The sequence below is a fragment of the Bradyrhizobium sp. USDA 3311 genome (assembly GCF_054062495.1).
In genome coordinates, this window is sequence record NZ_JBSSFI010000001.1 from 8,187,055 (window position 1) to 8,209,066 (window position 22,012).

Sequence of the window (22,012 nt, forward strand, 5' to 3'; positions counted from 1 at the left end):
TCCTGAAGAATGACAGCATCCGCGCGTTTGAGCGCCTCTCAGGAGGGCTTGCAATGAATTTTCGTGCGATTGTTTCCGTACTATTTTTGGCATCGGCGATATCCCCGGCGTTTGCACAGCAAGCGCAGCCAACCACGCCACCTCCGGGCTCCCCGGCTGCGACCATCACCATTCCCGGCGACCAGCTTCCACCGCCGCCGCAGAAGTTTGGGGGCAAGATCGAACAGGGCGCAACGAATTCGAAGCCGTACTGGCCGGCGCGTATCGTGCCACCCAAGAACGCACCGAACGTCCTTTTGATCATTACAGATGATGCCGGGTATGGCGTACCGAGCACGTTCGGCGGGGTCATCCCGACTCCGGCGCTCGACCGCATCGCCGCGAACGGTCTGCGCTATACCAATTTCCATTCGACCGCACTGTGCTCGCCAACCCGCGCCGCGCTGATCACCGGGCGCAATCATCATTCGGCCGGCTTCGGGGTGGTCGCAGAGCAAGCCACAGGCTTTCCCGGATACGACAGCATCATCACCAAAGATAAGGCCACGATCGGCCGCATCCTCACCGACAACGGCTACCACACCGCGTGGTTCGGCAAGAACCATAACACACCGGAATATCAGGCGAGCCAGGCCGGACCGTTCGATCAATGGCCGACCGGCATGGGCTTTGAGTATTTCTACGGATTCATGGGCGGCGACACGAGCCAGTGGCAGTCGGGCACGCTGGTCCGCAACACCACGCCGATCTATCCCTTTGTCGACAAGCCGGGCTGGAATCTGATGACAGCGATGGCGGACGAAGCCATCGACTACATGAACCGGATGAACGCGCTATCGCCCGATCAGCCGTTCCTCATCAAATTTGCGCCGGGCGCGACCCACGCGCCGCATCACCCGACCAAGGAATGGGTCGACAAGATCAGCGCCATGCATCTGTTCGACGATGGCTGGAACAAGCTGCGAGAGACCATCTTCGCCAACCAGAAGAAGCTCGGCGTGATCCCGCAGAACGCCAAGCTGACTCCGTGGCCGAAGGATCTGATCAAGGAATGGGATCAGCTTAGCGCCGACGAAAAGAAGCTGTTCGTCCGCCAGGCCGATGTGTTCGCCGCCTATGCCGCCTACGCCGACAACGAGATCGGTCGCGTGATCCAGGCAGTCGAGGACATGGGCAAGCTCGACAACACGTTGATCATATACATCGAGGGCGACAATGGCACCAGCGCCGAGGGTCAGCCCAACGGCACTCCGAACGAAATGGCGATGTTCAATGGCGCCAATCCATCGGTCGAGGACCAGCTAAAGTATTTCTACGACGTCTGGGGCACCGACCGCACCTACAACCACATGTCGATCGGCTGGGCCTGGGCGTTCGATACGCCGTTCTCCTGGACCAAGCAGATCGTGTCGCACTTCGGTGGGACCCGCCAGGGCATGGCGATCTCATGGCCGAAGGTGATCACGGACAAAGGCGGGATTCGCAACCAGTTCCACCACGTCATCGACATCGTTCCGACCATTCTCGAAGCGGCACAGATCAAGCAGCCCGACATGGTGGACGGTATCAAGCAGAGCCCGATCGAAGGTGTCAGCATGATGTACACCTTCGACAAGAGCAACGCGAATGCGCCCACGACGCACAAGACGCAATATTTCGAGATGATGGCAGATCGAGCCATTTACGACGACGGCTGGATCGCCAGCACCACGGTGATACGGCCGCCCTGGGTGACAGTCGCGAAGACTGTCGACCCGGCGAACTTCCAATGGGAGCTTTACGACCTGCGCAATGACTGGACCCAGTCCGATGATCTCGCCGCAAAGAACCCGGCGAAGCTCAAGGAACTGCAGGATTTGTTCGTCAAGGAGGCAACGAAGTACCAGGTGTTCCCGCTCGACTCGACGCTGGTCGCCAGAGCCCTCGCACCGCGGCCGAGCCTGAGCGCAGGCCGCTCGCAGTTCGTCTGGACAAGGCCGATCACCGGCACTCCGAACGGCGACGCGCCGAGCGTCCTCAATACATCCTACAACTTCAAGGTCGAGATCGAGATACCTCAGGGCGGCAGCGACGGCATGCTGATCACCCAAGGCGGCCGGTTCGCGGGTTACGGCTTCTACGTGTTGAAGAACAAGCCGGTGTTCACCTGGAATTTGGTCGATCTCAAGCGCGTGCGCTGGGAAGGACCGGACCTCACGCCCGGCAAGCACATACTTGAATTCGATTTCAGGTATGATGGACTCGGTCCGGCGACGATGGCGTTCGGCGATTACAGCGGCGTCGGCAAGGGCGGCACCGGGGTGCTGAAGGTTGACGGCGCCGAGGTCGCAACCCAAAAGATGGAGCATACGCTTCCCTTCATCCTGCAATTCGACGAATCGCTCGACATCGGCTCCGATACCGGCACGCCGGTCGACGATAACGACTACAGCACGCCGTTCGCCTTCACCGGCAAGCTGAACAAGATCACGCTGAATATCGACCGGCCAAAGCTGTCGCCCGAAGACATCAAGCGTCTGCAGGCTGCGGCGCGGGCCGCCGGAGACGGTCCGTCCGCCGATGCCGAGACGGCCCCGACCGGTGGCACCGCGCCACAGGTTTCGGGCGACATCGGACTCAATTTGGCTCAGAAGGTCGAGCTGCGCATCGACAAACTGGAAGGCTGCCGCAAGCAGGCGAAAGGCCTTGGGCTTGTGGAACGCGTGCAGTTCGTCCGGAAGTGCATGGAGTGATGGCTGCTGTCCAGCGTATGGCAGGGCGGCACCGACATGTCGAAGCTCGACGGCGCTCCCGAACCGGGAGCGATTGCCCTTCGTCGCCGCGATTTCATCGCAACCGCAGTAGGTGCCGCGCTGCCTGCCCGCCAAACCTGTCCTTCAATCTCAGCGTTCGGATCTGCCAGACCAAGACTGCGCTGAAGGACGACACGCTCAATATCTCGTCCATCCGGCGCATTCGCGACACCTGAGGAAGCTGGAGAATCGAGCGAAGATGGAGAACGTGGTTCAGTTAATACCGGTAACGCCTTCGATCGACCAGCTGGCACGGATCATCGGCAACGTGGCGGCTCCGGCTTTCCTGCTGGGAGCCGTCGCGTCCTTCATCTCGGTCCTCGTTTCCCGTATCAACCGGGTGGTCGACCGGGCCCAATTTCTTCACGGCATCACCGATGGTGATGCCTCAAAGGCTTACCTCAAGACGGATATTCCCCGGCTGCGGCACCGGGCGTCGCTCTTGAACAGGTCGCTGTTCTGCTCCATCCTCTCTGCGATCCTCACCGCCCTCATCATCATCGTTGCCTTCATCAGTGCGCTGTTCAACGTGGCCCACGAATATGGCGTTGCGATGCTGTTCATGGCCGCGCTCCTGATGTTCTGCGCCTCGCTCATCGACCTCGCTCGCGAAACCCGAATTGCCCTTCACGACAACGACCTTCGCATGTAAATCTTCCTGCGCAGCACGCGATGGGTGATCGGACGTGACGAAGGGTTCTCGAAAGAGCCGCAGGCGTCAGCAGGCCCCCACGAAGGCCCGGCCTGAACAAGGCCGTTCGGCTCCCGCTCGACGCCCCGCGCCGACATTCCGCCTGCGAACTGCCGCGCTGCTGGCAATCGGGTCGGGTGCGCTGTTTTTTCTGCTCGCAAGCGGGCTTTCCTGGTTCAAGACGTCCGAAATCTCGTCTCCGCCGACCCGCGAGGCAGAACTGAGCTTTGTCGGCAGTCAGGCGTGCAGCGGCTGCCACCAGGCGGAGACGCGGCTGTGGCAAAGCTCGCAACATCGCCACGCCATGGATCACGCGACCGACACGTCGGTCCGCGGCGACTTCAACGACGCCGCGTTCGAATATGCCGGCACACGCTCGCGCTTCTTCCGCAAGGACCGGAAATTTCTGATCGAGACAGACGGGCCGGACGGCAAGCTTGCGACGTTCGAGGTGAAATACGCCTTCGGGGTCGATCCCCTGCAGCAATATCTGATCGAATTCCCCGATGGGCGCATCCAGGCTCTGTCGATTGCATGGGACACGCGCCCCAAAGATCAGGGCGGGCAGCGCTGGTTCCATCTCTATCCGGATGCTGCCGTCACCAGCAGCGATCCCCTGCACTGGACCAGGCTCAATCAGAACTGGAATTTCATGTGCGCCGAGTGCCACTCGACGAACGTGCACAAGAATTACGACGCCGCGAAGGACCGGTTCGCGACCAGCTTCTCCGAGATCAGCGTCGGCTGCGAGGCCTGTCATGGCGCAGGCTCGCGACATGTTGCATGGGCGCACCAGAAGCCTGCAGCGCGCAGCCCGGACAAGGGCCTGCTTGTCCGATTCGACGAACGCTCGGGCATCACGTGGTCAGCCGATGCCGAAACCATGACTCCGAAGCGCAGCGCGCCTCCGGCAACGCTGCGCAAGGAAGTCGAGGCCTGCGGGCGCTGCCACGCGCGACGCGGACAGTTCTCCGAAGACTGGATGCCGGGCAAGTCCCTGTCGGAAACCCATCGGGTGTCGCTGCTCGACCGGCAACGCTTCCATGCCGACGGCCAGATGCGCGACGACGAGGAGACCTACAACTACGCCTCGTTCAAGCAGAGCAAGATGTTCGCCAAGGGCGTCACCTGCAGCGACTGCCATGATCCGCACAGTGCGGCACTCAAAGCACCCGGCGATGGCGTCTGTGCGCAATGCCATGCGCCGGCCAAGTATGAAGCTGCCGCCCACCGGCAGCATGCCAATGTATCGCCGCCGCCAGGTTGCGCCTCCTGCCACATGCCGGAACGTCGCTACATGGTTGTCGATCGCCGCCACGACCACGGCTTCCGCATCCCCCGCCCCGACTTGTCGGTGCGGCTTGGCACACCGAATGCCTGCAACGACTGCCATCGCGACAAGCCCGCCGCATGGGCGGCGCAACAGGTCGAAACCTGGTTCGGTCCGCAGCGCCTGGGTTTTCAGGCCTATGCGCGGGCATTTCATGCGTCATGGAGCGAAGCGGCCGACGCGCAGGCTCTCCTTTCGGCCGTTGTCGCGAATGACGCTCCCGGGATAGTCCGCGCCAGCGCGCTGGCCGAGTTGCCCGCTCCCGACGCCGATCTGATCCGTCGCGCTCTCTCCGATCCCGATCCACTCGTGAGATTGGGCGCGCTCGATGCGCTGGAGGGCATTCCGGCCGACCAGCTCTGGACGCTCGCATCTGCGCAATTGACCGATCCGGTGCGCGGCGTGCGCATCCGCGCCGCCGAGCTTCTTTCCTCCGTTCCGCCATCGCGCCAGCCGGCCGCCGATCGCAACAAGTTCACGCAAGCCGCCGCCGAATTCGTGGCGGCGCAGAAATTGAATGCGGATCGTCCGGACGCCCGGGCTGCGCTCGGCAACTTCCTTGCAAGACAGGCCGGTGCCGCCGAAGCCGAGGCCGAATATCGGGCGGCCCTCAGGCTTGATCCATCGTTCCCGCCTGCCGCCATCAATCTTTCCGATCTCTACCGGCAGCTTGGGCGCGACAGCGATGGCGAACGCATTCTTCGCGAGACCCTGACCAAGTCCGGGCAAAATGCCTCACTTCACCACGCGCTCGGCCTCGTGCTCGTGCGGGAAAAGCGCGCCGATGAGGCGCTCGGTGAATTGCGTCAAGCGGCGGAGCTGGACCCCGGTCAACCGCGCTATGCTTACGTCTATGCCGTGGGGCTACACTCCTCTGGCCGCCGCGATGACGCCCTTGCCGTTCTACGGACCAGCTTGCAAGTGCATCCCAACGATCGTGAATCCGTTTCTGCGGCCCTGGCGCTGAGCCGCGAAAAAGGGGATTCCGCATCTGCCTTGCGCTACGCTGAGCAACTCTCACGCTTGATGCCCGGCAATCGCGAGCTTGAAGATCTGATCAAGCAGCTCAAGCAATAGAGGCTGGCGATGAGGATCAGCGGCTCGGCTAAGCCGTGTACTCATAACCAGGGCGTTTTCGACGTCGCCGGAAGTCGCGGAAGGGCCCAATAACTGACGTTGCAATGCCTCGGCGGCAGGAACGAAAACTAAACTGCTCGCTGCATCGGCGGCTGTTTCCACTTCCCTTCGAGCGCCTCAGCTTTCGGCCAGTAGAGACGCATAACGACAAAGAAGCCACCCTTGGGTGCGGGCAGCCAGTTGGGTTGCCTGTCTGCTGCCGGAGCCTCGTTTTGGATGTAGAAGGTAATTCCGCCGTCCGCATCGCGCTTGAACTGTGACAGCATCGGCGAGTTGAGCAAGTAGCGGTTAATTGGATTGGCCGAGAGCAGGCTCGACGGCAGTTCGTACATCGTAAGTGACCAGAAGGCATTTACCGGCGGCAACTGGCCCGGTGCAAAGCGCACGGTGTAACGGTTTGCCCCATCGAATTTCTGACCGTCCGCATCTACGAGATACAGCGGATACATCGCTTCTTGCTTGGAGTTACCGTAAATGCCCACCACGGCAGCCGCCATGCGGTAAAGGTAGTTGTTCTTCAAATATGCTCGGCTGCCGAAGGTGTCGGCGCTGGTTACTTCCCCAGCATCCATTCGCTTTTGCAGTTGGGCCAATGCCTGCCAAGCATCAGCCATACCCTGCTCAATGGCAGTTTTCAGTTCAGGAGTGAGATTGCTTGCGTTGAAGTTCTTGCCAGCCCCAACGCCAATCTTGGCGAACCGCGCCATCAGTTCCTTCTCGGAGGGGTTCGTGGGGCAGAACTGTAGGAGGAAGTTGACGATGTTGAAAAACTCAAGCGAGGTCTTTTCGGTGTCGGACGTAAGCGGTTTGATGAAATCGATCGCGGAGGCGGCCTTCGGCGCCGGCGCGCCAAGGAAAGCCGAAAGCGTCTGCACCTTGTAGCCGGCCTGCACCTTCTTCACGTTGTCGATGTCGCCAGGGTTGAAAAGTTGCGTGCGGTACGCAGCCAGCGCAAATTCGGTCTCGGCGCGTAAAACCTTCGTCACCCCCTTCGGGGTTGAGCCTTGCCAATTAGGTCCGGCGATGAGGAAGCTACCGCCATTGTTGCCGGTGCTACGACTCCCGATGTAGTCGAAGTTGAAAGTATAGGCGTCAATGAGCTGAATGCTGAAATACCGTTCCTTTTCGATCACCGGAACGGTGAGCACGATGGGTTCGGCCCGCAAGTCCATGCCGAGGAAAGAGTAGGGTGTGTCCGAGTTGGGCGTTTGCACCGCCTTGTCTTCCGGGGTGAAGACACGAGAGAAGTTACGGAGCTCGTTCCATGGCGCTTTATATTCGGGGTTCTGGGCATCCACGAAATAGGCATGCTGGATGCGATAGCTATCCACCATTGGGTAGCCGTAGACATAGGCTTCCTTGGCAATTGCGCGGGCTTCGGTGGGACTGACCGCGGCTTGTGCGCGCGCAAGCGCGGAACGGAAAGACGGGAGCAGAGCAATTCCGCAGGCAAAAGTTCTGCGTGTTATGGATTTCATAATCGCAACCTTCCTGACAGACCGACCGCCAAGTTGGCAGGATATGTTGTGGAAGAGCACGACATTTTGATGCAGGTCAACGATCGCACCAGAACAATGTCCGCGCCCTTGCCGTTCTAAGTACCAACTTGCAAGCGCATCCGAATGATCGGGACACCTATCTGCGGCACTCGCGCTGAGCCGCGAAAAAGGTGATTCCGCCTCTGCCTTGGGCTATGCCGAGCAACTCTCGCGCTTGATCCCAGGCAATCGCGAGATTGAAGATCTCATCAAGCAGCTCAAGCAATAGCCGACTAGCGAGACTCTGCCGCTCGGCTAGTTGCGCACCGCGTATAGTGGCGTCCTGAGCGTGAGCTGGTACGCCGGTTTCGGCAGCCACATGATCTCGGCGGTCAAGCCAAACAGTCGGTTGTCATTGTCGTCCATGCGGTCCAGATCGAGTCGCACGATGGGCTGGGTGAACGACTGGATCGGCGCGAGGTTCAGAAGCTGGGCGCCTTCGAACGACTGTACCCCGACGCGCCCCGTAAACTTCCAGTTATTCGGCCATTGATAATAGCCGCCGACATAACCGATCGTATTTGGATTAACTCTCACCGCTGCGCTGCCCACATCAACGCGTGTGTGCTGGATGCCTACGAGAAAGCCGCGAGTCTCGTCCTTGTCCAGAGCATAATCGAACTCGAGAATGTTGTTGAAAGACGTTGCGGTCAGTGGGCCGTTTGGAACGGATTGGGTGATCGTGGATTGCAGCGTCACGGTCGGGAAATTCCCGCCATTCTGCTGGTAGATGTCGGCCTGGAAACCGATATTCCAACTGGTGATGTCAAACGAAGACCATCCGCTGCCCGCAAACTGCGTGGAACTGCCGGACACGCCGGCGTAGAGCGAGACGCGATCGGTGACATCGATCGTAAACGGAAGATCGACGTTGAGTGATTTTGCTGCCGGCAATCCGGTCGACAATGCAGCGCCGTTCGATCCGGCGAGCGTTGGCACCGCATTGAAGAAGGAGAGATGACCAAAGCCAAACGCCAAGGATCCCTGTGGGATTTGCGCGTAATAGGTTCTGAGATCGAGGTACATCGTCGGCACGGCCGGCTTTTTGTCGCCGTCGCTGTCGTCGTCGGCCTCAGCGGCCAACGCGCTTGCCGCCGGACAGACCAGGGCGAGCCCGAGTGCGGCCTTCAGAACGGACCGAAACCTCATCAACCGCTCCGAGTTCGACGCAAACCTTGCTTACCCGCAAGGCCCGCCAGATGCTGCAACATATCGTGCCACGAATTGCGTCGCTCTGTCTGCAACCTTCGGATCGCGATTTTCCCCTTAGACATACACCGCGTCCCGGCGAAAGGTGTGGAAAGCCATCTCGAACGACACCCCGTGCAGCAGCAATGTGTCGCAGAGCCGTGCAGCAGTTCCCCGGCCAGGCCGGCCTCGTGCGCGATTTCAGGCTGGTCGGAAGCGCTGGCTGGGGCGGGAGGGATCGAACCTCCGAATGGCGGAATCAAAATCCGCTGCCTTACCGCTTGGCTACGCCCCAACAGGCGACCCGGGGTCGGCGGAAGAACTGGCTACCGCAGATTCCCTTCGGTCGCAGCCGGTCTATAGGGTGCGGCGCGGCATTTCAACCGCCTGGAGGCGCAAAATACCACAGCTTCCGGGACCGGCCGCGCCACACTCTATTATACGCCCGGGACGAAGGCCCGTTCCGGGCCGGAGCCGTCCGGCGGCCGGGCAGTTGAGACCTCCGGCGTTTCATGGGAAGACGGCGCCAACATCTGTCCACGGGAGTGAGCCATGACCTACCGCGCGCCAATCTCTGACATGCTGCTGTCGCTCAATCATGGCGCCGGCCTGAAGGCCGCCGTGGAAGCCGGCCATTATGGCGATTTCGACGCCGACATCGTGGCCGCCGTGCTGGAGGAAGCCGGCAAGTTCGCCACCGACGTGCTGGCGCCGCTCAACCGTGTCGGCGACGAGCACGGCATCAAGCTCGACGCCGGGAAAGTCACGACTGCGCCGGGCTGGCCCGATGCCTATAAGCGCTGGACCGAGGGCGGCTGGAACGCGGTGTCCGGGCCTGAAGCGTTCGGCGGCCAGGGCCTGCCCGTTGCGATCAACGCCGCCTGCACCGAGATCTGGAGCGCCTCCAACGTCGCCTTCGGCCTGTGCCCGCTGCTGACGGCCTCGGCGATCGAGGCGCTGGATGCGCATGGCAGCGACGAGCTGAAGGCGATCTACCTCGAGAAGCTCGTCTCGGGCGAATGGACCGGCACCATGCAGCTCACCGAGCCGCAGGCCGGCTCCGACGTCGGCGCGCTGCGCACCCGCGCCGAAAAGCAGGCCGACGGCACCTATCGCATCAAGGGGACGAAGATCTTCATCACCTATGGCGAGCACGACATGACCGACAACATCGTGCATTTCGTGCTCGCGCGTCTGCCGGATGCGCCCGCCGGCACCAAGGGGATTTCTCTCTTTCTTGTTCCCAAGTTCATGGTCAATGCCGACGGCTCGCTCGGCGCACGCAACGACATTTTTGCGAGCGGCGTCGAGCACAAGCTCGGCATGCATGCTTCGCCGACCTGCACCATGACCATGGGCGACCATGGCGGCGCCATTGGTTTCTTGATCGGCGAAGAGAACCAGGGCATGCGCTGCATGTTCACGATGATGAACCAGGCCCGCCTCGGCGTCGGCCTCGAAGGCGTCGGCGTTGCCGATCGCGCCTATCAGCAGGCATTGTCCTATGCGCAGGAGCGCAAGCAGGGCCGCGCCGTCGGCAAGAAGGGCGACGGTTCGGACGCGATCTTCGTTCACCCCGACGTCAAGCGCATGCTGATGCGGATGCGGGCGCAGACCGCGGCGGCGCGCACCATCTGCTACGCGACCGCCGTCGCAATCGACGTTTCGACCCGCGCCAGGGATCCAAAGGTCCGCGCTGACGCGGCCGCGCGCGCCGCGCTGCTGACGCCGATGGCCAAGGGCTATTCCACCGATATCGGCAACGAGGTCGCCTATCTCGGCGTGCAGGTGCATGGCGGCATGGGCTTCATCGAGGAGACCGGCGCCGCGCAGCACTATCGCGACGCCCGCATCACCGCGATCTACGAGGGCACCAACGGCATCCAGGCGATCGACCTCGTCACGCGCAAGCTCGCGGCCAATGGCGGCGCCGCGGTGTGGGCGCTGCTCGACGAGCTCTCGGCCGTCGTCAAGCAGGTCGAAGCCTCCAACGACCCCGCTTTCGGCACCACGGGCGCAAAGCTGCGCGAAGCGCTGGACGCGCTGACGCGCACCAGCAAGTGGCTGCTGGAGCGCGTCACGTCCGCGCCGAACGAGGCGCTTGCCGGCGCAACGCCGTATCTGCAGCAGTTCGGCGCCACGCTCGGCGGCTGCATGCTGGGCGTCCGAGGCGCTCGCCGCGAAGAGCGACGGCCTTGCCGATGCACAGCGCTACGTCTCGCTCGCCCGCTTCTTCGCCGAGAACATCACGGTGCAGGCGGCGGGGCTGGAGCGCACCGTGACGGAAAGCGCGGAGTCGGTCGCGGCGGCGGATGCGGTGTTGCTGGGGTAAGGTCTACCCTCCTCCCCGCTGTCATTCCCCGCGAAGGCGGGGAATCCAGTACGCCGCGGCCTCTCGGTAAACTACGGATGTCTCGGAGTACTGGATCGCCCGATCAAGTCGGGCGATGACACCGAATGTTGGGGACGCAGTTGGCCCACAGTCGGTCATCCTGGAGCTTCGCTCCATCCAGGCTATGAAGCTGCGAGCTTCGCCCGCCTCCCCGGTCGCCACAGCACGATGCTCGCGGCGATGAGATCCAGCGCCACACACATCGCAAACGCCGTCGTGTAGTTGCCGGTCAGGCTGCGGACCAGGCCGACGATGCCCGGGCCGAAGGCGCTGACGACGCCGCTGATCGACGTGCCCAGGCCCATCGCGGCGGCAAAGGCGGCAGAGCCGATCTCGCGCTGGATGATCAAAGGTGGGAACGTGATCATGTTGCCGATCGAGAAGCCGTAGACGGCACAGCACACCAGCAGCGCCGTCGGGCTCGTGCTCTGCAGGAGCACGAACAGCGCCGCCGCCTGGCTCGTCATCGACGCCGCGCAGGCGAGCCGCGGATCGAGCCGGTCGACGAACAGGCCGAGCGACAGGCGCCCGACCACCGCCATCGCGGCCATGATGGTCACGGCAAGGCCGGCGCTGGCGCGCCCGATCAGCGGTTCGAGGAATGTCACCTGGTGGACGATGAAGCCCATCTGCGCCAGCAGCGCGATCGCGATCGGCAGCACCATGGTCCAGAACGCCGCGTTGGCGAGCAGCGCCTTGCGGGAATGGGCCGGCGCGGGCGTGCCGCCACCGGCGGGGCGTTCGCCCGATGCCAGCGGCAGCCCGGCCGGCCAGCCGATGAAGCCGACGACCACCGGCAGCACCAGCAGCACCATCACCGTCGTGGCCGCCAGCATCGCCGAGCGGAAGCCGATGCTGGCGGTCAGCGACAGCAACAGCGGAACGAGGACGATGCCGCCGCAGGTCGCGCCGTTGAAGGCGAGGCTGAGCGCGAGGCCGCGGCGCCGATCGAACCAGGAGTTCAGCACCGTCGCGATCACCACGGTGCCCATGCCGGTCCAGCCGACCGCCATCAGCGCATAGGCAAGATAGAGCTGCCAGGGCGTCTGCATCAGCGCCAGCAGAACGGTCGATGCGCCGAGCGCCGAGAGGCCGCACAGGATCAGCGAACGCAGCCCGATACGGGCGAGCAGATCGTCGGTGAAGATGACGAGGACGGAGGTCAGCAGAAACGAGAAGGTGCTGGCCGCGGAGACCAGCGTGCCCGGCCAGCCATGGGCGCGCTGAAGCTCGGCGAGATAGACGCCCTGGCCGTAGAGGCCGAAGCCGAACATGAAGAAGGCCATCAGGAAACAGGCCAGCACAACGCGCCAGCCGCGATAATGCAGCGAGGATTCGTCGACACTCGTCGCGGCAATCATCAATCGAGCAATCGGCCAAATGGAACGGCACGATCGTGCACCACAACCACCGGTTTTTCAAATGAAACATTGTAGCCATTTGTTGCAATGCGCAATGATCCCATGAGCGATGCGCCGGTGCGATCCAGCCGATCATGGTTCCCTGGACGGAATACCGCCGCGACGGGCGGCGCCATGCGCCGGGATCAAGGGAATCGTCGTCGAAAAGGCCGAGCGGGCGGATTGGCACGTCTGCAAGATGATGTAGGCTGATGCCTGCGAGACTCGCCGGCGGCAAGCCGTCGCGGCGACCGCAGGGGGTCATCATGCCGAATGGCAATATCATCGTCGCCGAAGAGCGTGGAACGCGCGTGATCACCCTGCGCCGCCCGGGCAAGAAGAACGCGATCACGCAGGACATGTATCGGGAGATGAGCCGCGCGATCGACACCGCGCAGAACAACCCCGATATCCGCTGCATGATCATCACCGGCGGCTCCGGCGTGTTCACGGCCGGCGACGACATCGACGATTTTCTCAAGGCCGACACGGCACGCCCGGAGACGCTTTCGGACGGCGCCAAGTTTCTCTATTCGCTCGCCCTCAACGTCAAGCCGATCATCGCGGCCGTGGACGGCGCGTCGATCGGCATGGGCACCGTGATGCTGTTCCATTGCGACTACGTGCTCGCTTCGAACGCGGCGACCTTCTCCGCGCCCTATATCCATCTCGGGCTGGTGCCGGTCGGCGCCGCCAGCCTCTTGATGCCGAACACGATGGGTTACCAGCGCGCCTTCGCGATGCTGGTGATGGGACGAACCTTCACCGCCGCGGAGGCGCACGCCGCCGGCTTCGTCAACACCGTGGTCTCGCCGGGGCACACCGAGGTCGAGGCGCGCAAGGTGGCGCGCGATATCTGCCGGCTGCCCGCCGAGGCGGTCGCGACCTCGCGCAAGCTGCTGCGTGCCCCGCCGGAGCAACTCACCCGCCGCATCGACCAGGAGGCCCATCTGTTCGGCGAGCGCTTGAAGTCGGACGATGCCATCGCTGCGTTCAACGCGTTTGCGAGCAGGAAAAAGCGGTGACGGCGAGCGCTGGTCGATTATCCTCGGTCGTCATTCGGGGGCGCGACGAGAACCTTCGTGAAATCTTCGCGCGCAACGACTAATCTTATTCCATGCGACATCTTCTCCGCCTGACCATTTTCGCCCTTGCGCTCGCCGCCCTGCCCGCCTCTGCCCAGACCGCCGCGCCGGTCGAGCTGCGCATCCTTGCGATCAACGATTTCCACGGCAATCTGCGGCCGCCGCCCGGCGGCATCCGCATCAACGATCCCGAGGACGGAGCCAAGAAGGTCATGGTGGCGGCCGGCGGCGCCGAGTACATGGCGACGCTGGTGAAGCAATTGCGCGACGGGCACAAGAACACGATCTTCGTGGCCGCCGGCGACCTGATCGGCGCGAGCCCGTTCCTATCGGCGATGTTCCACGACGAGCCTTCGGTCGAAGCGCTCTCGATGATGGGGCTCGCGATCACCTCGGTCGGCAATCACGAGTTCGACGAGGGCAAGGTCGAGCTGCTCAGGATGCAGAACGGCGGCTGCCATCCGGTCGACGGCTGCCAGGGACCGCATCCCTTCACGGGCGCCAAATTTCACTATCTCGCCGCCTCCACCGTGGAGACGGCGACCGGTCAAAGCGTGCTGCCGCCGTATGAGATCCGTGAGTTCGACGGCATTCCCGTCGCCTTCATCGGGCTGACCTTGAAAGGCACCGCCGGCATCGTGTCGCCCTCGGGCATTGCCGGCCTCGAATTCCGTGACGAGGCCGAAACGGTGAATGCGCTGGTGCCGCAACTGAAGGCGCGCGGGGTGGAAGCGATCGTCGTGCTGATCCACGAAGGCGGCGAGCCTGCCGGCGACTACAATGAATGCCCGGGCATTTCGGGGCCGATCGTCGAGATCGTGAAAAAATTCGATCGCGCCGTCGACGTCGTCGTCAGCGGCCACACCCATCGCGCCTATGTCTGCAATATCGACGGACGGCTGGTGACGAGCGGCGACAAGTACGGCACCCTGGTCACGGCGATCGATCTCAAGCTCGATCCGGCAACGCGCGACATCGTCGCCGCCAAGGCCGAGAACGTCATCGTCGCCAATGCCTCGCTGGCGAAGGACGCGGAGCAGACCGCGCTGATCGAGGCCTATGACAAGCTCGCCGCGCCGATCGCCAATCGCCCGGCCGGATCGGTGACGCAGACGCTGTCGCGCATTCCGAACGAAGCCGGTGAAAGCCCGCTCGGCGACGTCATCGCGGACGCGCAGCTCGCCGCGACCAAGGAGGCCATGAATGGCAGCGCTGTCATCGCGCTCACCAATCCCGGCGGCATCCGCACCGATATCGTTCCGAAGGAGAACGGCGCGGTGTCCTTCGGCGAGCTGTTCGCGAGCCAGCCGTTCCGCAACCGCCTCGTCACCATGACGCTGACAGGCAGCCAGCTCAAGGAGATGCTGGAGCAGCAATGGCTCGATCCGAAGCGGCCGCGAGTTCTCCAGGTGTCGAACGGGTTCAGCTACGCCTGGGATGCGTCGAAGCCGTTCGGCGAACGCGTGATGGCCGAGAGGATGACGCTCAACGGCAGGCCGATGGAGCCCGGAAGCGGCTACCGCGTCACCCTCAACGATTACCTCGCCGTCGGCGGCGACGGATTCACGGTCGCCAGACAGGGCACGGCGCCGCAATATGGCGGCTACGACGCCGACGCGTTGTTCGCGTTTTTCCAGGCGCACGGGCCGATCGGCCCGTTGCCGCTGAGTCGCATCCTGCGCGTGAATTGATCCGGATCAAACGGGCCGGAACGGGACAACCGTTTGCCATTCCCGGTGGAGCGCATAGATTGCGTTTTGCATTGCGTTTTGGCGCCGGATGCGCCAAGCGACGTCAAGAGCCCGTTCCCAGTGAGCCCGACCTGATGAGCACGCTTCTCCTCTCCCACAAGGCCTGCCTCGACCACGTCACGCCGCCGGGACATCCCGAAAGGCCGGACCGCTTGCGCGCAGTGGAGGAAGCGCTGTCGCACGAGCGCTTCCAGTTCCTGGTCCGCGACCAGGCGCCGGAGGGCGATCTCGATCTCGTCACGCTCTGCCACAACGAGCACTACGTCACCGAGCTGCGCCACATCGCGCCGTCCAGCGGGCTCGTCTATATCGACGGCGACACCTCGATGTCGCCGGGCACCTGGGAAGCGGTGATGCGCGGCGTCGGCGGCGCGGTCGCGGCGACCGAAGCGGTGATGGCGGGCGAGCACCGCAACGCCTTCGTCGCGGTGCGCCCGCCCGGCCATCACGCCGAGATCGGCAAGCCGATGGGCTTCTGCTTCTTCGACAATGTTGCGATCGCCGCGCGTCACGCGCAGCGCAAATACGGCATCACGCGCGCGGCCATCGTCGATTTCGACGTGCATCACGGCAACGGCACGCAGGACATCTTCTGGTCGGACCCCACGGTGATGTACTGCTCGACGCACCAGATGCCGCTGTTTCCGGGCACCGGCGCGAAGGGCGAACGCGGCGACCACGACACCATCGTCAACGCGCCGCTGGCGTCCGAGGACGGTGGCCCGGAATTCCGCAGCGCTTTCGAGAACCTGATTCTGCCGCAGCTCGAAAAATTCAGCCCCGAGCTCCTCATCATCTCTGCGGGCTTCGATGCACATTATCGCGACCCGCTGGCCTCGCTGAATCTGCGCGCGGAGGATTATGCCTGGGTGACGCGCAAGCTGATGGACCTTGCCGACAGGACCGCCGGGGGCCGCGTTGTTTCGGTGCTCGAGGGTGGCTATGACCTGCAAGGACTGAAAGAATCTGTTACGGCGCATGTCGGCGCCCTGATGGGCGCCTGACGACGCCCGCCACATTAAGCCCGCAAAACCCGCCTTCACTGCGAGGCAAGCGAATCGGGCAATCGGAAACGGATATGGCCGAAAATACCCAAGTCGACGTCTCCAGGCTCACCTTCGAGCGCGCGATCGAGGAACTCGAGACGATCGTGAAGCGGCTCGAGGACGGCAAGGTGCCGCTCGAGGAATCCGTGACGATCTACGAGCGCGGCGAAGCGCTGAAGCGCCGTTGCGAGGAACTGCTGCGCCAGGCCGAAGCCCGCGTCGACAAGATCACCACCGATGCGAGCGGCCAGGCCACCGGCACCGCACCGCTCGACGTCCAGTAAGGGACCCCGACCAAGCCTCTTTCGGCATCGGACGCCTGCAATTTTTTCATGATCGCACGTAGCTGTGTGTGCTCATGGGGCGGGCGGCCGGGCACCGAGATCGAAGAGTTCCCCCGCCGGGGCCATTCGGCCCCGCGAATCGAGCGGAAAATAGCCCTCCTCTCGCCGAAAATCCTGCCGGGGAGCCGGGCAAGGCAGGAACCCCGCCGCGGGCGCCGCAGTTAACCACTCTGGCCCGGGGGTTGCAGGCGTATGCCCGTAATCGCCCCAGCGGGTTGGCTTTGGCCCAAGCTTTGGTGTAAAGCTGCGCGGAGTGTGGCTTTTTGTTAGCCTTGCGTAGGCATCGATTACCGACGACAAGTGCTTCAAATTGCTAATGAAATTGGCTGGGACGGACGAAGCCGATCTAAGTGACAGGGATCACAGAGACTGAACCGGAGCGCACTTAAGCTCACCTAAGCTTGAAGACGGGGCCTTGCCCCATGCAGGTGGCTCCGACGGTTTAAGGACTCGCGCTGCGCCGATATTGTGCAAACCCATCGCGCACCGGAACGACCTTCCGGCGCTGACAAATTGGAAATCGCCGTGAACGCATACAGTAAGACGCCGCTTCTCGACACCATCCGGACGCCGGACGACCTGCGCAAGCTCAAGATCGAGCAGGTTCGCCAGGTCGCCGACGAGCTGCGGCAGGAGACCATCGATGCCGTCTCGGTAACCGGCGGTCACTTCGGCGCGGGTCTCGGCGTGGTCGAGCTCACCACCGCGATCCATTACGTCTTCGACACGCCGCGCGACCGGCTGATCTGGGACGTCGGCCACCAGGCCTATCCGCACAAGATCCTCACCGGTCGGCGCGACCGCATCCGCACCCTGCGCACCGGCGGCGGCCTGTCCGGCTTCACCAAGCGCAGCGAGAGCGACTACGATCCGTTCGGCGCGGCACATTCCTCGACCTCGATCTCCGCCGGCCTCGGCATGGCCGTGGCACGCGACCTCTCCGGCGGCAAGAACAACGTTATCGCCGTCATCGGTGACGGGGCGATGTCGGCGGGCATGGCCTATGAGGCCATGAACAATGCCGGGGCGATGAACTCGCGCCTGATCGTCATCCTCAACGACAACGACATGTCGATCGCGCCGCCGGTCGGCGCCATGAGCGCCTATCTGTCGCGCCTGTATTCCGGCAAGACCTATCGCACGCTGCGCGAGGCGGCCAAGCAGATCAACAAGCGCCTGCCCAAGATCATCGCCAACCGCGCCAACCGCGTCGAGGAATATTCGCGCGGCTTCATGATGGACGGCGGCACGCTGTTCGAGGAGCTCGGCTTCTACTACGTCGGCCCGATCGACGGCCATAACCTCGACCACCTCCTGCCCGTGCTGAAGAACGTCCGCGACATGGAGGAAGGCCCGATCCTGGTCCACGTCGTGACGCAGAAGGGCAAGGGCTACGGCCCGGCGGAAGCTTCCGCCGACAAGTACCATGCCGTCGTCAAGTTCGACGTCGCGACCGGCACGCAAGCCAAGGCCAAGCCGAACGCGCCAGCCTACCAGAACGTGTTCGGCCAGAGCCTCGTCAAGGAAGCGCAGAAGGACGAGAAGATCGTCGCCATCACCGCGGCGATGCCGTCCGGCACCGGCGTCGACATCTTCAACAAGGCCTTCCCGGACCGCACCTTCGACGTCGGCATCGCCGAGCAGCACGCGGTGACCTTTGCCGCGGGTCTGGCGAGCGAAGGCTACAAGCCGTTCTGCGCGATCTACTCGACCTTCCTGCAGCGCGGCTACGACCAGATCGTGCATGACGTCGCGATCCAGAACCTGCCCGTCCGCTTCGCCATCGACCGCGCCGGCCTCGTCGGCGCCGACGGCGCGACGCATGCCGGCTCGTTCGACAACGCCTATCTCGGCTGCCTGCCGAACATGGTGATCATGGCGGCGGCCGACGAGGCCGAGCTCGTGCACATGGTGGCAACCCAGGTCGCGATCGACGACCGTCCGAGCTCGCTGCGCTATCCGCGCGGCGAAGGCCGCGGCATCGAGATGCCCGAGGTCGGCATTCCGCTCGAGATCGGCAAGGGCCGCATGATCCGCCAGGGCAGCAAGATCGCCCTGCTCTCGTTCGGCACCCGCCTCGCCGAATGCGAGAAGGCAGCCGACGAGCTCGCCGCGCACGGCCTTTCGACCACCATTGCGGATGCGCGCTTCATGAAGCCGCTGGACACCGAGCTGGTGCTCAAGCTCGCCCGCGACCACGAGATCCTGATCACGATCGAGGAAGGCTCGGTCGGCGGCTTCGGCTCGCACGTCGCGCAGTTCCTGACAGACCAGGGCGCGCTCGACAGCGGCATGGTCAAGTTCCGCACGATGGTGCTGCCCGACGTGTTCCAGGACCACGACACGCCGGCCGCGATGTACGCCCGTGCCGGTCTCGACGCCAAGGGCATCGTCGCCAAGGTGTTCGAAGCGCTCGGCAAGGACGTGAAGACCGAGACGGTCAAGCTGGCTTGATTGGTTTCGCCTCTCCCGCTTGCGGGAGAGGTCGGATCGCGAAAGCGATCCGGGTGAGGGCTTTTTCCTCCAGGGGGCTCTCGATTGTCGAGACACCCTCTCCCCAACCCTCCCCCGCAGGCGGGGGAGGGAGCGCAGTTTTCGCCGCGGTTTGCAGCTCGCCTGATTTCTTCTGAGCAGTCCCCCATGAAAATCTATCTGGCAGGCCCCGACGTGTTCCTGCCGGATGCGGTCGAGATCGGCCGGCGCAAGGCCGAGATCTGCGAGCGCTTCGGGCTCACCGGCCTTTATCCTCTCGACAACGAGATCGACCTCACCGCCCCCGACGCCTCGCGGCAGATCTTTTGCGGCAACGAGGCGATGATGGATGCGGCCGACGCCATCATCGCCAACCTGACGCCGTTCCGCGGTGCCGGCGCCGATCCCGGGACCGTCTACGAGCTTGGCTACATGGCCGGGCGCCGTAAATTGTGTCTCGCCTATTCCAACGATGGCGCCACCTATGCCGACCGCGTCGGCCGTTTCATGGACGTCACGACCGAGGACGGGCGGCTGGTCGATGCGCAGGGCCTGACGGTCGAGGATTTTGGCCTCGTCGACAACCTCATGATGATCCATGCGCTGGAACTGCACGGCTGCCCGCTGGTGACGCCGGCCACGATGCCGATCGACGTCTGGCACGATCTCGCCGCGTTCGAGGCTTGCGTCCGGATGGCGGCCGCGCGATTGATTGCACCATAAGCGCATCAATCGTTCCAAGAATCGTTCCAAGAATCGTCTCATGAGAGCGTGATGTCCCCTTCCCGCAAACGCGCCGATATTCTGCTGGTCGAGCGCGGCCTGTTCGAGAGCCGGGCACGGGCGCGCGCGGCCATCGAGGCCGGCCTCGTCACGGCCGACGACAAGCAGGTGACGAAACCGTCGGAGACCATCGCCGAGGACGCGGTGATCCAGGCCGAGCCCGCGCACCCCTACGTGTCGCGCGGCGGCGTCAAGCTCGCCGGCGCGCTGGAACGCTACCCGATCGAGATCGAGGACCATGTCTGCCTCGACGTCGGTGCCTCCACCGGCGGTTTCACCGAGGTGCTGCTGGCCAATGGCGCAAGCCTGGTGTTCGCCATCGATGTCGGCACCAGCCAGTTGCATCCCTCGCTGCGCGATCATCCGAAAATCGTGTCGATGGAGGAGACCGACATCCGCGCCTATGAAGGCAGACGCCTGCCGGCGCGGCCCGATGTCGTCGTGATCGACGTCAGCTTCATCTCGCTGAAGGCCGTGCTGCCCGTGGCGCTGTCGCTGGCGGCCGCGCCGATGAGCCTGCTGGCGCTGATCAAGCCGCAATTCGAGGCCGAGCGGAAGCACAACAAGAAGGGCATCATCCGCGACGCCGCCGTGCATCAGCAGATCTGCGACGACATCGCGGCCTTTGCCGCCTCGCTCGGCTGCACCGACATCGCGGTGTTCCCCTCGCCGATCACCGGCGGCGACGGCAACCTCGAATTCTTCCTGGGCGCGCGCCGTGGTTGAGCGCCTGAGGATCGATCACGTCGGCCATCGCGGTGACGGCGTCGCGCTCGACGCCCGCGAAGCGATCTATGTGCCGTATGCGCTCGGCGGCGAGACCGTCGAGGTTGACCACGTCGCGGGCAGCCATCCCGACCGCCGCAAGCTGCTGGCGGTCGACGTCGCAAGCCCCGAGCGCGTCGCGCCGTTCTGCCCGCATTTCGGCGTCTGCGGCGGCTGCGCGATCCAGCACTGGGCGGCCGAGCCGTATCATGCCTGGAAGCGCGGCATCGTGGTCGAGACGCTGGCGCAGGCCGGCATCGATTGCGAGGTCGCGCCGCTGGTCGATGCCCATGGCGTAGGGCGCAGGCGCGTCACGCTGCACGGCCGGTTCGGCACGCATGACATCCTCAAGGTCGGCTTCTCGGCTGCGAGCTCGCACGACGTCATCCCGATTCATCGCTGCCCGATTCTCGATCCAGCACTCGACGGCGCGCTCGATGCGGCCTGGGCGCTGGCCGAGCCGCTGACGTCCAAAATGCCGGTCTCGAAGCCGCTCGACATCCAGGTCACGGCGACCGCGAACGGCCTCGATGTCGACGTGCGCGGCTCCGGCCCGCTGCCGACGCCGCTGGTCACGGCGCTGTCGCGCGTCGCCGAGCAGCATCGCCTCGCGCGGCTGACGCGGCATGGCGAGCTGGTGCTGCAACGCCTGCCGCCGACGGTGAAGATGGGCCGCACTGAAGTGACGCTGCCGCCGGGCTCGTTCTTGCAGGCAACCGTCGCGGGCGAAGAGACGCTCGCGTCTCTCGTGGCCGAGCGCGTCGGCAAGGCCAAGGAGGTTCTCGACCTCTTCTGCGGTGTCGGGCCGTTCGCGCTGCGGCTCGCCGAGAAGGCGCGCGTCACCGCTTACGATAGCGATGCCGGCGCAGTTGCCGCGCTGGCAAAGGCCGCGCGCACACCCGGCCTGAAGCCGATCAGGTGCGAGCCGCGCGACCTGTTCCGCCGCCCCCTGGTGCCGCAGGAGCTGCGCGACTTCGACGCCGTCGTGTTCGATCCCCCGCGCCAGGGCGCACAGGCGCAGGCACTGAAGCTCGCCGCAAGCAAGGTGCCCGTCATCGTCGCGGTGTCCTGCAACGTTGCAACCTTCGCCCGCGACGCACGGCTGCTGATCGACGGCGGCTACAGGATCGAGACCGTCGTGCCAGTTGACCAATTCCGCCACACGCCGCATGTCGAGCTGGTGGCGCGTTTTGCGCGGTAGCTGCAAGCCTCGTGGGACGGCCCGCCGCGGGCGCCTCACCAGATTGATCCGCGGCCGATCCGAACCTTGATAACGGTCAACCGCCCGAGCTTCCGGG

15 protein-coding genes, 1 tRNA gene and 1 pseudogene are annotated in these 22,012 nt (G+C 63.9%); 12 read left to right on the forward strand and 5 right to left on the reverse strand.

Features of this window, described 5'->3' with window-relative positions:
* Positions 1 to 53: 53 nt before the first annotated feature.
* The 3 genes from ACVWW6_RS38950 (at position 54) to ACVWW6_RS38960 (ending at position 5,890) form a co-directional block, all read left to right on the forward strand.
* Positions 54 to 2,732, forward strand: a complete 2,679-nt coding sequence (locus ACVWW6_RS38950; protein ID WP_304551321.1) for an arylsulfatase — start codon at positions 54 to 56, stop codon at positions 2,730 to 2,732.
* A gap of 259 nt (positions 2,733 to 2,991) precedes the next feature.
* Positions 2,992 to 3,444 (forward strand): DUF2721 domain-containing protein, encoded by a 453-nt coding sequence (locus ACVWW6_RS38955; RefSeq protein ID WP_049832581.1) that lies wholly within the window; start codon positions 2,992 to 2,994, stop codon positions 3,442 to 3,444.
* 34 nt (positions 3,445 to 3,478) lie between these two features.
* A complete protein-coding gene (locus ACVWW6_RS38960; protein ID WP_456682641.1) occupies positions 3,479 to 5,890 on the forward strand; it encodes a tetratricopeptide repeat protein in 2,412 nt (803 codons plus the stop codon).
* A gap of 128 nt (positions 5,891 to 6,018) precedes the next feature.
* Here the strand turns inward: ACVWW6_RS38960 and ACVWW6_RS38965 are convergent, their stop codons facing one another.
* The 3 genes from ACVWW6_RS38965 to ACVWW6_RS38975 all read right to left on the reverse strand — a co-directional run bounded on the left by ACVWW6_RS38965 (position 6,019) and on the right by ACVWW6_RS38975 (position 8,971).
* Positions 6,019 to 7,428: a DUF1254 domain-containing protein gene (locus ACVWW6_RS38965; protein WP_456682642.1), complete on the reverse strand. Its 1,410-nt coding sequence runs from the start codon at positions 7,426 to 7,428 to the stop codon at positions 6,019 to 6,021.
* Between the two features lie 315 nt (positions 7,429 to 7,743).
* The gene (locus ACVWW6_RS38970; RefSeq protein WP_456682643.1) at positions 7,744 to 8,637 is read right to left on the reverse strand and encodes a hypothetical protein; all 894 of its coding nucleotides are present in this window, start codon (positions 8,635 to 8,637) and stop codon (positions 7,744 to 7,746) included.
* Positions 8,638 to 8,896: 259 nt separating this feature from the next.
* Positions 8,897 to 8,971: transfer RNA gene (locus ACVWW6_RS38975), tRNA-Gln, on the reverse strand.
* 257 nt (positions 8,972 to 9,228) lie between these two features.
* On the opposite strand from ACVWW6_RS38975, the pseudogene ACVWW6_RS38980 reads away from it, so the two are divergent.
* Positions 9,229 to 11,008 (forward strand): annotated as a pseudogene (locus ACVWW6_RS38980) (acyl-CoA dehydrogenase).
* Positions 11,009 to 11,190: 182 nt separating this feature from the next.
* On the opposite strand, the gene ACVWW6_RS38985 reads toward ACVWW6_RS38980, so the two are convergent.
* Entirely contained in the window at positions 11,191 to 12,429 is a 1,239-nt protein-coding gene (locus ACVWW6_RS38985; protein WP_011085441.1) for an MFS transporter, read from the reverse strand.
* Complete coding sequence (locus ACVWW6_RS38990) at positions 12,429 to 12,605, reverse strand: hypothetical protein (RefSeq protein WP_456682644.1); 177 nt, start codon at positions 12,603 to 12,605, stop codon at positions 12,429 to 12,431. Before ACVWW6_RS38990 ends, ACVWW6_RS38985 begins: the two co-directional genes overlap by 1 nt.
* A gap of 129 nt (positions 12,606 to 12,734) precedes the next feature.
* On the opposite strand from ACVWW6_RS38990, the gene ACVWW6_RS38995 reads away from it, so the two are divergent.
* From ACVWW6_RS38995 to ACVWW6_RS39030, 8 genes are all read left to right on the forward strand, one after another.
* Positions 12,735 to 13,493: an enoyl-CoA hydratase-related protein gene (locus ACVWW6_RS38995; RefSeq protein ID WP_011085440.1), complete on the forward strand. Its 759-nt coding sequence runs from the start codon at positions 12,735 to 12,737 to the stop codon at positions 13,491 to 13,493.
* Between the two features lie 92 nt (positions 13,494 to 13,585).
* Entirely contained in the window at positions 13,586 to 15,244 is a 1,659-nt protein-coding gene (locus ACVWW6_RS39000; RefSeq protein ID WP_456682645.1) for a bifunctional metallophosphatase/5'-nucleotidase, read from the forward strand.
* 134 nt (positions 15,245 to 15,378) lie between these two features.
* On the forward strand, positions 15,379 to 16,308 hold the full coding sequence (locus ACVWW6_RS39005) for a histone deacetylase family protein (protein WP_011085438.1): 930 nt from the start codon (positions 15,379 to 15,381) through the stop codon (positions 16,306 to 16,308).
* 74 nt (positions 16,309 to 16,382) lie between these two features.
* Positions 16,383 to 16,634 carry an exodeoxyribonuclease VII small subunit gene (locus ACVWW6_RS39010; protein WP_008132970.1) on the forward strand — a complete coding sequence of 84 codons (252 nt, stop codon included), beginning with the start codon at positions 16,383 to 16,385 and terminating at the stop codon, positions 16,632 to 16,634.
* 585 nt (positions 16,635 to 17,219) lie between these two features.
* On the forward strand, positions 17,220 to 19,148 hold the full coding sequence (dxs, locus tag ACVWW6_RS39015) for a 1-deoxy-D-xylulose-5-phosphate synthase (RefSeq protein ID WP_028175335.1): 1,929 nt from the start codon (positions 17,220 to 17,222) through the stop codon (positions 19,146 to 19,148).
* Positions 19,149 to 19,334: 186 nt separating this feature from the next.
* A complete protein-coding gene (locus tag ACVWW6_RS39020) occupies positions 19,335 to 19,889 on the forward strand; it encodes a nucleoside 2-deoxyribosyltransferase (RefSeq protein ID WP_304551303.1) in 555 nt (184 codons plus the stop codon).
* Between the two features lie 51 nt (positions 19,890 to 19,940).
* Positions 19,941 to 20,675, forward strand: coding sequence for a TlyA family RNA methyltransferase (locus ACVWW6_RS39025; protein ID WP_456682646.1), 735 nt, complete (start codon positions 19,941 to 19,943; stop codon positions 20,673 to 20,675).
* Positions 20,668 to 21,915 (forward strand): class I SAM-dependent RNA methyltransferase, encoded by a 1,248-nt coding sequence (locus ACVWW6_RS39030; protein WP_456682647.1) that lies wholly within the window; start codon positions 20,668 to 20,670, stop codon positions 21,913 to 21,915. The genes ACVWW6_RS39025 and ACVWW6_RS39030 overlap by 8 nt, the downstream gene beginning before the upstream one ends.
* Positions 21,916 to 22,012: the final 97 nt, after the last annotated feature.